Below are 12,205 nucleotides of genomic sequence, written 5' to 3'. Positions count from 1 at the left end.
CGGCCATCGAGCGCAGCTGCCAGCTTGCATCTCCCCGCAATCCCATCACTCTGCTCCATGAGGGGTGTGTGTTGCGTGTGACGGAACTGTGATATTGAGCGGCAGCGAAATCGAAGGGCTACGGCAGGTCCGGCGCAAGACCCGGCTCACGGAGATCGTGCAGGAGCTGGCGGAGGGCCCCTGCCGCGACCTCTCCCCCGGCCAGATCCGCAATGCATTGAACCGCACGCTTGAAGAAGTCCAACCGCTGGGCATCCTGCGAGTCAAATACCTGAAGATTCTCACGCTCTGGGTGCTGTGCCCGGCCGCCGCGCCGGAGCCCGCGGCACTGGCACGGGTGTTGCGCGGGCCGGGCACCCAGGACGACCGGATGCAGGCCGCCCTCGCTCTGCCCCCCGCGCCCGAACCAGCACCCCTGTCGGCAGCGGCCCGATGAGCCGCAGCCGCGCCCTTCCTCTTAGCCTCATCGCCCTGGCTTGCGCCGCACTCGCAGGCCTGTGGGCAATGAGTGACCGGCTCTGGCCCGGCACGGGCGAGTCCTATTTCTACAGCTATTCCGCCGGCGCGCTGCCCGGCTGGGCCGTCATTTTCACTGCCGCCTTCGACGGCGAAGTGCTCTCACCCGATCGCCACGAAGCCGTCTGGTTCAGCGACGCCCAGTCGCCGAATGGCACCGGGCACCAGGCATTGGCCTTCACGCCCGCCCCTGCGCACCCCGACCGGGTGCGCGTCGATGTGACCTGGATCGAATGGCACACCGGCAGGGCTTGGACAGCCACCCTCGACGACGACGCACCGCGCGAGCACACCATCCTCTTCTTCGCACCCGGCGGCGAAATCCGCCTCTACCAGCGCGGCGCTGCCCTGCGCGAGGGCAGCCTCGGCCGCGCCGCCACCTTCGCCGACTTCGAGGTCACCGCCCGCCTCTGCGCCACGCCGCTCCCCGAAACCGACCCACGCCACGCCGAGCTCGAAAGCCTGCGCGCCCGCAACTACGGCTTCGCCCCCGATGAGCTGCCGCCGTTGCCCGATCCCCTCCCCGACGACTGCGGAGCCTGACACTCGCCATGACACCCGACGAAGTCACCACAGCCGTCCAGCAACTCGCCTCCGATGACGGCGCGGGCGAAAACGCCAACCTGGACGCCGAAACCAGCACATGCCCCAAGGTGAAGCTGGAGATCGGAATCTTTTTCGACGGCACCTTCAACGATGCGCTCGACCCCAGCCGCGCCCATACCAACGTCTTCCGGCTCCAGAAGGTCTACAAGGGGGCGCCCGACACCGAGTATTCCGACTGCGGCGCACCCGGCACCCGCTTCCTCAACCTCTACGTCCAAGGCGTCGGGCCTGGGGGCGACCGTTTCGCCTCGCGCCCGCAGGCCGGGGCCACCGGCTTCGGTCCAGCGGGCATCCTCGCACGTATGGCCTACGCCACCGAGCAGTTGCGCGGCTTCGTCGACCAGAACGGCGGGTTCGCCGCGATCGACAACCTCACCGTCGATATCTTCGGATTCTCCCGCGGTGCCACCACCGCGCGGATCTACGCCAATGCCCTCGCCGCGGCCGGCATCGAAAAGCTGCGCATCCGCTTCATGGGCATCTTCGACACCGTTGCCTCGCTGGGCCTTCCCGGCAATAGCGACGAGCGCTTTGCGGCCGACGAGGTGCAGGACGCGCTCTGCCGCCTGACCTTCGTCATCATGCCCACCTGCGTCCTCGTCCCCGATTCCGGCCCGACCTTCGATTTGAACATCCGCGCTTCCAGCGCCGAGACGGTGTTTCACATCACCGCGCAGGACGAGTATCGCGCCTTCTTCCCCCTCTCACGGGCGCTGCCGGGCCACGCCACCGAGGTGAGCTGCCCGGGCTGCCACGGCGATATCGGCGGCAGTACCGCCCACGACGCCCCGACCGAGGAGTATTCCTTCATGTCTCCGCCCGGCCCGTTGCGCACCAACGGCTGGTTCGACAATGCAAGCCGCAGCGAGGAGTGGCGCGGCAACAGTGCGACTTATCATTGGAGGCGCCCCGTTGCACCCGGCCTCGCCTTCGCCCCGCTCCAGGCGATGCACACCCAGGCTCTGGCCGCAGGCGTCCCCTTCCTGCCGCTCACGCACGCCCGGATGCGCGAAGATGTCAGCGTGCCCGACGACCTTCGCACCCTCGCCTCGCTTCTCTCCGCCGGTGTGCAGCCGAGCGAGGCCATCTGCCGCCCGGCCCGCGCCGCATTCGCCCACCGCGCATGGGACGGTATGCTCGACAACCGCGTAGAGCTCGATTTCACCCGTGACATCTATCCCAACCGGCCCTGACCCAGCCTTTTCGCCGCCACAGTCCCCGGCTAAAACCGCCCCATGACAAACCGTCTCGCCATCATCCTCTTCGTTCTCGTCGTCGTCGCCATTCTGGCCGACGGGCTGCTGAACAGCGGTGCGGCAACGCTTTTCATGCTGAAAAAGTTCTCCGACCTTACGGAATGGCTGGCGATCTGGCGCTAGGCCGCCCCCCGCACACGCAAAGGGCCGCCCCGAAGGACGGCCCCGCTACATCTGGTAGCTCGCAGTGGTCTTACGATTCGAACGCGGCTTTCACCGAAGCGTCGATCTCGGCAGGCGAGTCACCGTTGTTGAACGCGCCAGCAAGGGCGGCAACTTCTTCGTCGCTCAGCTCGGAGACGTCGTAGTCGAAGCCACGGACATCAAGCTTGGCTTGAAGGATCTCGCGCATGTTGTTCACTTCGAGGTTCAGGTCGATCTCACCATCAGCCATCTCTGCGTAACGCTCGGCGTCGGTGCCTTCGATGATCTCCTGAATGGAGCCGGACTTGTCGGCAGCCGAGGTGCCGGAGTCGGCCACAACCATGTAGATCTGCACGATCTGATCGTCGGTCAGGGTCTCAACTTGCACTTCCGGCGCATATTCCACCAGCTGGGCTTTAACGTTGTCACGCAGCTGCTCGGAGGTCGCGGCAAAGGCGCTACCAGCAGTAATTGCAACGGCGGCTACGGTCATCATGATGCGTTTCATTATCTTCAAACTCCTTATCGTCTCTTGATCCCTGCGCATGTCGCGCAAGGTCGGCGCCTCGCGTGGCCTTCATTGGCCTATCGCTGCGCCGTCATTGCCCACACAACACCGCCCCGCCGCAGATCGTTCCAAAAAATATTTGCCCCTCGGTCACGCCACCGTGATCTGACCCTCGCGCTTTCGCGCAGCGGGTGTATGGTTAAGGCACTGCGTTGGGTTGACATGCAGCGTCCAATCGCAATGTTAGCGTTAACACCCACCAAGGAGGTTCTCATGGCCGTCAAAGTCGCCATCAACGGGTTCGGTCGGATCGGCCGCAACGTGCTCCGCGCCATCATCGAGTCGGGCCGCACCGATATCGAGGTTGTCGCCATCAACGATCTGGGCCCGGTCGAGACCAATGCCCACCTGCTGCGCTTTGACTCCGTCCACGGGCGCTTCCCCGCCGAGGTGACGACGAGCGAAACCACCATGGACGTGGGCCGCGGCCCGATGGAAGTCACCGCCATCCGCAACCCCGCCGAGCTGCCCTGGGCCGATGTCGATGTCGTGCTCGAATGCACCGGCATCTTCACCTCCAAGGAGGCCTGCGCCGCGCACCTCGAAAATGGCGCCTCCCGCGTGCTCATCTCCGCACCGGGCAAAAACGCCGACGCCACCATCGTTTACGGCGTCAACCACGACAGCCTCACCAAAGATGCCATCGTCGTCTCCAACGCGTCATGCACCACCAATTGCCTCGCGCCGGTGGCCAAGGTGCTCAATGACAGCATCGGCATCGCCAAGGGCTTCATGACGACGATCCACAGCTACACCGGCGACCAGCCCACGCTGGACACCATGCACAAGGATCTCTACCGCGCCCGCGCCGCAGCCATGTCGATGATCCCCACCTCTACCGGGGCCGCCAAGGCCGTGGGCCTCGTGCTGCCGGAGCTGAACGGCAAGCTCGATGGCGTCGCCATCCGCGTGCCCACCCCCAACGTCTCGGTGGTGGACCTCACCTTCGAAGCCGCACGCGATACCACCGTGGAAGAGATCAACGAGGCCATGACAGCCGCCGCCAACGGCCCGCTCAAGGGCATCCTCGCGGTGACCGACAAGCCCAACGTCTCGATCGACTTCAACCACGATCCGCACAGCTCCACCTTCGCGCTCGATCAGACCAAGGTGATGGAAGGCCGCATGTGCCGCATCCTCAGCTGGTATGACAACGAGTGGGGCTTCTCCAACCGCATGTCCGATACCGCCGTGGCTATGGGCAAGCTGATCTGATCTTTCGCCGCATTGCGAAAACAGGGGGCTGTCGCTAAACCTGCGGCAGCCCCTTTTCTTTGCGCCTCAGCCCCTTGGGCGGGCGCCACGCCCCCGCCATCCCTAACCCGACCGGTCCATGCTCCCCTTCGAACAGCTCCTTCAGGAATTCATCACGCTTTGGGTCGTCATCGACCCGATCGGCACGGTGCCGGTGTTCCTCGCCGTCACAGCCGGGCTCACCACCCGCGCCCGCCGGAGCGTTGCCCTGAAGGCGGTGATCGTGGCCGGTGCCGTTTTGCTGGCCTTCATGATCGCAGGTCAGCTCATTCTCGAAGCCCTCGGCCTTGGCCTGCCTTCCTTCCAGATCGCGGGCGGCCTTGTGCTCTTCCTCTTCGCCATTTCCATGATCTTCGGGCCCGGCAAGCCGGAGGCAGAGATCGCCGAGGCAGAAGAGAGCACCACGCAAACCGCCATTCACCCGGTCGCCATCCCCTCCATCGCCTCCCCCGGTGCCATGCTCGCCGTGGTGGTGCTGACCGACAACGACCGGTTTTCCATCCCCCATCAGGCCCAAACAGCGGGTATCCTGCTGCTGATCCTCGGCATCACCCTCGCCTTCCTCTACCTCGCCAGCCCGATCCTCAAAATGATCGGCCCGGCAGGCGCCTCCATCATCAGCCGTGTGATGGGCATGATCCTCGCTGCCGTGGCGGTGGATGCGGTGCTGCGCGGCCTCGTCCAGATCGGTGCCCTCGCCCCGTTCTGAAGGCTGTAGGGTGGGCAATCTGCCCACCACACCTTCACCATCCCGCCCAGCGCATAACTTTCCGTTAATAGCCATGCACTCCGCGCAAAGCGGGTAGCCCGAACTGTCAATTGTGCTGCGCCGCAGCGTGCTTATCTCTGGTGCACAAGAGGACAACACGCAACCAAAGGACAGCACCGATGACCGTCTTGAACACCCTGCGCGCCGCCTATGCAAAGCACCGCGTCTACACCCGCACCCGCAACGAAATCGCCGCAATGCCGCGCGACGTTGCGCTTGATCTCGGCATCTTCCCCGAAGACGCCAGCAAGATCGCCCGCGCCGCCGTCTACGGCTAAGGCGTTTCCCACACCTGCAAACAAGCGTGGTCCTCGGGCACAATCCGAGGATCTCGTATCGTCGCAGACCCTCGGGCCAAGGCCCGGGGGCACCGCGCGCTTCGCGGCCTAGCCAGGATCACAACCGCGTAACCGCCCGCCCTGTTAACCTGCGCGCGCTATGTCATTTGACATGTGCATAGGTTGTGCATGGCCGGTGCATCACTTGTGGCTGTGAACTAAAAACCACTTAACGCCCCGGCGCACGCCCCGTTAACCCGGCCTCAGGCCGCCGGCATCCGCTTCTCCACGATCTCGGCCCACCAGCTGCAACCCGCTGGAATCGCTTCATCATTGAAGTTGTATTCCGGGTGATGCACCGCCGCCGTATCGCCATTGCCAACGAGTATATAAGCCCCCGGGCGCTCCTCCAGCATGAAGGCAAAATCCTCGCCCCCCATCACCAGCGGCGCCTCTGCACACTCCCCCGCAACCGAGCGGGCGACCTCGGCAGCAAACTCGGTTTGCTCCTCCGAGTTCACCATCACCGGATAGCCCTTCAGATACTGCACCTTCGCCACCGCCCCGAACACATCTGCCGTCTTCTCGGCAATCGCCGGAAGCCGCTGCTCCACCATCGAGCGGGTGTCTGCCGAAAGGGTCCGCACCGTTCCCTTGAGCTGCACCCGCTGGGGGATCACGTTGAACGCCTTTGAGCTTGTCTCGAAGCTGGTGACAGAAACCACCACCTCCTTGGTCGGGTCCGCGCTCCGGCTCACAATGGTCTGCAGCGCGAGCACCGTATGCGAGGCCACAACCGTGCTGTCGACCGTCTCCTGCGGCTTGGCGGCATGGCCACCTTTTCCTTCAATATCAATGATAAACTGGTCGGTCGCGGCAAAGAACGCCCCGGGGCGGATGGCAAACTGGCCGGTCGGAACGCCGGGCCAATTGTGCATTCCATAGACTTCCTGAATGCCCCAGCGCTCCATCATCCCGTCTTCGCACATCTCCCGGCCCCCGCCGCCGCCCTCTTCGGCGGGCTGGAAAATCACCACCACGGTGCCGTCAAAATTGCGGGTCTCGGCCAGGTATTTCGCCGCGCCCAGCAGCATAGCGGTGTGCCCGTCATGGCCACAGGCATGCATCGCGCCATCGGTTTTCGAGGCATAGTCGAGGCCGGTCTGCTCGTGGATCGGCAGCGCGTCCATGTCGGCACGCAGGCCAATCACCTTGCCCGAGCCATTCGCCTTGCCCTTGATCACCGCCACAACGCCCGTGCGCCCGATCCCCTCGGTAACCTCATCGCAACCGAAGTCGCGTAGCTTCTCCGCCACGATCTTCGAGGTCCGATGAGTCTCAAAGAGGATCTCCGGATGCATATGAAAGTCCCGCCGCCATTCGGCGATCTCGGACTGCATCTCGGAAAGACGATTCTTGATGGGCACTTCGGGTTACTCCTTGAGGTGGTCGAGAAGGCGCTCCATGAACCGGCGGCCTTCGTCAAATTGTGTCACGGTCATATATTCGTCTGCCTTGTGGGCCTGTGCAATGTCTCCCGGCCCGCAAATCACGGTAGAATAACGGGCATTCTGAAATTGCCCGGCCTCCGATGCAAAACTCACCACCCCGCCCGGCGCATTGTCGCCGGTGAGGCGGCGCACCAGAGGTTCGGCGCGGGCCTCGGTGCCTGATTCCGGGGCAAGGCCCGGCACGTCGAAAAGTTCATGAAGTGTAAAGCCAACGTCCGGATGCGTGGCCTTCATGCCCGCTTCGATCTCTGCCACCTTCTCCTCAAGCCGCGCCCGCCAATCCGCCGAGGCGTCCGTCGGCATCACCCTGAAATCAAACATCAATTCGCAGTGTTCGGCGGTGATGTTATGCGCCTCGCCGCCCTTGATCTTGCCCACATGCAATGTGGTGCAGGGCGGGTTGAACACCGCCTCCTCCGCGCTCGGCGTGCGCGCAAACTGCGCCGCGTTCACCTCATTGGCCCAGTCAATCAGCCGCGCCGCCTCCATGATCGCGCTGACGCCCTCATGCATCATCGAGCTGTGCACCGGAAAGCCCTTCACCTCGATCCGAAAGCCGAGGTTTCCCTTATGCCCCGTCACCGGCTTCATCACCGAAGGTTCGCCCACAATCACCGCTTCGGCACGTGGCAAACCACTGGCCTGCAACGCTTCGATCATCGGCGGCGCACCAAAGCAGCCGATCTCTTCATCGTAGCTCAAGCCAATCTGCAAAGGCCGCGCCACGCCCCGCTCCGCCGCCTGCCCCATCGCCCAAAGCGCCAGCGCGTCAAACCCCTTCATATCGGCCACGCCCCGGCCATAAAGCCGCCCGTCGCGCTCCTCTACCTGCCAAGGGTCACTGGCCCAGTTCTGCCCCGCCACCGGCACCACATCGGTATGCCCCGAAAGCAGCACGCCGCCCGGTGCATCGGGACCAACGGAGGCAAACAAGGCGGCCTTCTGCCCGGTGGAATCCGGCACCCGGGTCGAGGCAATGCCGCGCTCCGCCAGCCAGCCCTCCACCCAGTCGATCAGGTCAAGATTGCTCTCCGAGGAAACCGTCGGAAAAGACACGAGTTTTTCGAGGATATCGCGTGGGGTCACAGCTAGGGAAAAGCCTTTCTCGCCGCCCGCACACCGGGCGCGTTCAAAGGGTGGTGCCCTACCGCGCAGAGGTCAAGGCCCGCTGCCCAATCGGCAGGCACTTGCTCAATTGCATCGCAGGGTCAAGCGATCAGACCATTGCGCCGCCCGGGTTTCATGTTACCGTCACAATCAGGGGATGTCGTGGCCGCTGGGGCGGTGACGCAAAAACACCCATAAAAGCAAGGTTGGACAGGGAGAGAGGATGGCCCGTGACGGCATCTGCTCTACTCATAGAGACAAGCGCATCTTCGGTGCCGGTTTGCCGTGCGCCCTGCTCGCTTTCTCACCATCCAGCATACCAAAAAGAAGCAGAACACCAGCCCATGCGGGCAAAAGGTGTCATGTATCCAACAAGGAGAACTCCATGAAACTGAAGACAGCTCTACTCGGAGCCGCCGCAAGCTGTGCATTGGCCCCAATGGCCTTTGCCGAGGCCCATGAGGGCGAGCGCGGCCGCGACGGCAATGTCGGTATCATCTACTGGCAGGCTCCGTCGATCCTGAACCCCTATCTTTCGGGCGGCACCAAGGACATCGAGAGCGCCAGCCTCGTGCTCGAACCGCTGGCCCGCTACGACGAAACCGGCACCCTCGTGCCTTGGCTGGTCGAAGAGATCCCCACCGTCGAAAACGGCGGCGTGAGCGAAGATCTCACCACCATCACCTGGAAGATCAGCCCCGGCATCACCTGGTCCGATGGCACGCCCTTCACCTCGGCGGATGCAAAATTCACCTACGAATACTGCACCCACCCCGAAGGCGGCTGCGCCCAGCTCACCAAGTTTAACGGCGTGACCTCGGTCGAAACCCCCGACGACATGACCGTGGTGGTGACCTTCGAAAAGCCCACCCCCTTCCCCTACGGCCCCTTCGTGGGCGGTGAAAGCCCGGTCCTTCAGGCCGCGCAATTTGCCGATTGCCTTGGCGCCAAGGCGCCCGAGTGCACCGAAGCCAACTTCAACCCGATCGGCACCGGCGGCTTCAAGGTTGTGGAGTTCAAGCCGAACGACGTCATCACCTTCGAGGCCAATGACAACTACCGCGAAGAGGGCAAGCCCGCCTTCGCCTCGATCACCTTCAAAGGCGGCGGCGATGCCACGGCAGCTGGCCGTGCGGTGATGGAGACCGGCGAGTTCGACTACGCCTGGAACCTCCAGCTCGCCCCCGATGTGATCGCCGAGATGGAAGCCGCAGGCAAAGGCACCCCCGTTGCCGGCTTCGGCCCGCTGCTTGAGCGGATCATGATCAACCAGACCAACCCCGATCCGGCCCTCGGCCCGGACGAGCGTTCGGTCATCAAACCCCACCCTTACCTCTCCGATCTTAACGTGGTGAAGGCGATGTCGATGGCCATCGACCGTCCGCTCCTCGTCGAAGTCGGCTACGGTCAGGCCGGCAAGGTCACCTGCAACTGGGTGCCAGCCCCGCCCGCCGTGGTGTCTGATACTTTCACCTGCGACACGCAGGATATTGAGGGTGCCAAGGCGCTGCTCGAAGAGAGCGGCTGGGTTGACACCAATGGCGACGGCATCCGCGAGAAGGACGGTGTGGAGCTGAAGATGCTCTACGCCACCTCCACCAACGCCGTGCGTCAGGATTTCCAGGCCCTGATCAAGGACTGGTGGGAGCAAATCGGCTTTGAAGTGGAACTGAAGAACGCCGACAGCTCGGTCTTCTTCGGCGGTGACCCGGGCTCGCCCGACACCTTCCAGAAGTTCTACGCCGACGTTGAGATGTATGCCAACACCTTCAACGGCACCGACCCGCAGACCTACCTCGGCAACGCGCTTTGCGATCACGCGCCTTCCCCGGCGACCCAGTGGCAGGGCGAGAACATCTCGCGCTGGTGCTCCGAGGAGTATGACGCGCTTCACGCCAAGCTGGCGGAAACCGCCGATACGGCTGAGCGGGCTGAAATTGCCAAGCAACTCAATGACATGGTCATTGAGGGCGGCGCAATGATCCCGCTGGTGCACCGCGGTCGTCTTTCGGCCCACGCCAACAGCCTCGGTGGCGTCAAGCTGAACGTCTGGGACAGCGAAATCTGGAACGCTGCCGACTGGTATCGGATCAAGACCAACTGATCCGCCGCAACTGAAACAGGGCCGCGCGGCATCCGCCCGCGCGGCCCCCTCTCCTTCTCGGGCTCCCCTGCATGATTACCTTCATCATCCGACGGCTGATCCTCGCGGTCCCCACGCTGCTCTTCATCTCGCTGGTGCTCTTCCTGCTGCTCGATCTCGCCCCAGGCGATCCGATGGCGCAGATGCCGCTCACCATCCCCGACGAGGTGAAGCAAAAGATGCGCGAGGCGCTTGGCCTCGGTGAACCGGTGCACATCCGATACCTGAAATGGCTTTACCAATTCTTCGTGGTCGAGCCCGGCTATTTCCTCGATTGGCTCTTCGGCACGAACATGATGGAAGGCACCCAGCGTGTCGTGTCCTGGCAGTTCCGCTCGCCGGTCTTCGACATCATCGTGCAGCGCCTGCCCCAAACCCTCTGGGTGGTGGCTCTGGCCTATGCGGTGGGCGTCATCATCGCCATCCCGATCGGCATCATCTCCGCCTACCGCCAGTATTCGGCCTTCGATCAGGTTGGTACGCTTGTCTCGATGATCGGCTTTTCCGTGCCGCCGTTCTTTTCCGGCGTGGTGGTGATCGTGATCTTCTCGGTCAAGCTCGAATGGCTGCCCTCGATCTATGACACCACCCACGTCGTCAACGACTGGGCCTCGATGAAGGTGCAGCTCAAGCAGATGATCATGCCGGTCATGGTGCTGGCCCTGCAAACCACCGCCCAGATCAGCCGCTACATGCGCTCTGCCATGCTCGACAACCTCAACCAGGACTACGTCCGCACCGCCCGCGCCAAGGGCCTTGGCGAGTGGTCCGTGGTCATGGTCCACGTCCTGCGCAACTCGATGATCCCGGTCGTCACCGTCATCGCGCTCGGCATCCCCTCCATCTTCGGCGGGGCGATCATCACCGAGCAGATCTTCAAGGTGAACGGGATCGGCCAGCTTCTGATCACCGCGATCTATGCCAACGATATCCCCATGGTGCAGACCATCACCTTCATCTTCGCCGTGCTGATCGTGCTCTTCAATCTCATCGCCGATGTGCTCTACGGCGTGCTCGACCCGAGGATCCGCTATGACTGATACCGCAAAGGAGGTGCTGGGCGAGAGCCAGCCGCGCGGCAAGGAACAGTCGCAATGGGCCGATGTCTGGCGCCAATTCCGCAGCCACAAGGGCGCGATGATGGGCGCCTTCGTGCTGCTCTTCATCACCTTCGGCGTGATCTTCGGGCCGTGGCTCTGGGATATCGAGCCCACCAAGCTCGACATCCGCAACAAGAACTGGCGGCCCATCTACATGCCGCTCTTCTCCTGCTCGTGGACAAGCCTCTGCATCCCGCCCGAGGCACTGGCGAGCATGAAATACGGCTGGGCTCACCCGCTCGGCACCGACAACCTCGGCCGCGATATTCTCTCCACGCTGATCCACGGCGGGCGCGTCTCTATCGCGGTGGGTTGGGTGGCCATGGTGCTGGCCATGCTGATCGGCACCGCCATCGGGGTCGCCTCGGGCTATGTGAAGTGGCTCGATGGGTTGCTGATGCGCTTCACCGATCTCGTGCTTGCCCTGCCCCTCCTGCCGCTGCTGCTGGTGATCATGCTGCTCTTCCGCGATACGCTCCGGGCCGCCTTCGGGACCGAGCTGGGGATCTTCATCCTGATTGTCTGCGTGATCGGCGCAACGTCATGGATGCAAACGGCGCGGATCGTGCGGGCCGACATTCTGGCGCTGAAAGAACGCGAGTTCATCCTCGCCGCCCGCTCCATCGGCACGCCGCCGCTGAAGATGGTCGGCCGCCACCTGCTGCCCAACGTGCTCTCGCCCATCATGGTCTCGGCCACGCTGGGGCTGGCCACGGCGATCATCACCGAAAGCGCGATCTCCTTCCTCGGCCTCGGCTTTCCTTCGGACTTCCCGACATGGGGCAAGCTGTTGTTCGACGCCACCGACCGGATCCAGAACTTCCCAGAACGTGCGCTCTGGCCGGGGCTGATGATCTCGCTGGTGGTGCTCTCGGTCAATTACATTGGCGACGGGCTGCGCGATGCGCTTGATCCGCGCATTCGCGGGCGCTGAACCTGCACATATGCAAATA

At 63.5% G+C, this 12,205-nt stretch carries 13 protein-coding genes; 10 read left to right on the top strand and 3 right to left on the bottom strand.

Going from position 1 to position 12,205, the window contains the following annotated elements:
• Window positions 1–94: 94 nt before the first annotated feature.
• From FHY55_RS08615 to FHY55_RS08600, 4 genes are all read left to right on the top strand, one after another.
• Window positions 95–436, top strand: coding sequence for a hypothetical protein (locus tag FHY55_RS08615; protein ID WP_140013797.1), 342 nt, complete (start codon window positions 95–97; stop codon window positions 434–436).
• Between the two features lie 68 nt (window positions 437–504).
• Entirely contained in the window at window positions 505–1,059 is a 555-nt protein-coding gene (locus FHY55_RS08610; RefSeq protein ID WP_140013796.1) for a hypothetical protein, read from the top strand.
• Between the two features lie 8 nt (window positions 1,060–1,067).
• A complete protein-coding gene (locus FHY55_RS08605) occupies window positions 1,068–2,315 on the top strand; it encodes a DUF2235 domain-containing protein (protein ID WP_140013795.1) in 1,248 nt (415 codons plus the stop codon).
• Window positions 2,316–2,357: 42 nt separating this feature from the next.
• Complete coding sequence (locus FHY55_RS08600; RefSeq protein ID WP_140013794.1) at window positions 2,358–2,501, top strand: glyceraldehyde-3-phosphate dehydrogenase; 144 nt, start codon at window positions 2,358–2,360, stop codon at window positions 2,499–2,501.
• 70 nt (window positions 2,502–2,571) lie between these two features.
• On the opposite strand, the gene FHY55_RS08595 is transcribed toward FHY55_RS08600, so the two are convergent.
• Window positions 2,572–3,030, bottom strand: coding sequence for a hypothetical protein (locus FHY55_RS08595; RefSeq protein ID WP_140013793.1), 459 nt, complete (start codon window positions 3,028–3,030; stop codon window positions 2,572–2,574).
• Window positions 3,031–3,303: 273 nt separating this feature from the next.
• Between FHY55_RS08595 and gap the strand changes: the two genes are divergently transcribed.
• From gap to FHY55_RS20480, 3 genes are all read left to right on the top strand, one after another.
• On the top strand, window positions 3,304–4,305 hold the full coding sequence (gene gap / locus FHY55_RS08590) for a type I glyceraldehyde-3-phosphate dehydrogenase (RefSeq protein WP_140013792.1): 1,002 nt from the start codon (window positions 3,304–3,306) through the stop codon (window positions 4,303–4,305).
• Between the two features lie 118 nt (window positions 4,306–4,423).
• Complete coding sequence (locus tag FHY55_RS08585; protein ID WP_140013791.1) at window positions 4,424–5,053, top strand: MarC family protein; 630 nt, start codon at window positions 4,424–4,426, stop codon at window positions 5,051–5,053.
• Window positions 5,054–5,232: 179 nt separating this feature from the next.
• Window positions 5,233–5,391, top strand: coding sequence for a hypothetical protein (locus FHY55_RS20480; RefSeq protein ID WP_168222959.1), 159 nt, complete (start codon window positions 5,233–5,235; stop codon window positions 5,389–5,391).
• A gap of 263 nt (window positions 5,392–5,654) precedes the next feature.
• On the opposite strand, the gene FHY55_RS08580 is transcribed toward FHY55_RS20480, so the two are convergent.
• The gene (locus FHY55_RS08580; RefSeq protein WP_140013790.1) at window positions 5,655–6,818 is read right to left on the bottom strand and encodes a M20 aminoacylase family protein; all 1,164 of its coding nucleotides are present in this window, start codon (window positions 6,816–6,818) and stop codon (window positions 5,655–5,657) included.
• 6 nt (window positions 6,819–6,824) lie between these two features.
• A complete protein-coding gene (gene argE / locus FHY55_RS08575; RefSeq protein ID WP_140013789.1) occupies window positions 6,825–7,988 on the bottom strand; it encodes an acetylornithine deacetylase in 1,164 nt (387 codons plus the stop codon).
• Window positions 7,989–8,394: 406 nt separating this feature from the next.
• Here argE and FHY55_RS08570 point away from each other — a divergent pair, with 406 nt between their 5' ends.
• The 3 genes from FHY55_RS08570 to FHY55_RS08560 all read left to right on the top strand — a co-directional run bounded on the left by FHY55_RS08570 (window position 8,395) and on the right by FHY55_RS08560 (window position 12,186).
• Window positions 8,395–10,113, top strand: coding sequence for a peptide ABC transporter substrate-binding protein (locus FHY55_RS08570; protein ID WP_140013788.1), 1,719 nt, complete (start codon window positions 8,395–8,397; stop codon window positions 10,111–10,113).
• A gap of 71 nt (window positions 10,114–10,184) precedes the next feature.
• Window positions 10,185–11,192 carry an ABC transporter permease gene (locus FHY55_RS08565; RefSeq protein ID WP_140013787.1) on the top strand — a complete coding sequence of 336 codons (1,008 nt, stop codon included), beginning with the start codon at window positions 10,185–10,187 and terminating at the stop codon, window positions 11,190–11,192.
• Window positions 11,185–12,186, top strand: coding sequence for an ABC transporter permease (locus FHY55_RS08560; protein WP_140013786.1), 1,002 nt, complete (start codon window positions 11,185–11,187; stop codon window positions 12,184–12,186). Before FHY55_RS08565 ends, FHY55_RS08560 begins: the two co-directional genes overlap by 8 nt.
• The last annotated feature ends 19 nt before the right edge of the window (window positions 12,187–12,205 follow it).

The sequence above is a fragment of the Oceanicola sp. D3 genome (assembly GCF_006351965.1).
GTDB lineage: Bacteria > Pseudomonadota > Alphaproteobacteria > Rhodobacterales > Rhodobacteraceae > Vannielia.
Note: the sequence above shows the minus strand (reverse complement) of the source record. Positions and strands in the feature narration are given on the sequence as shown.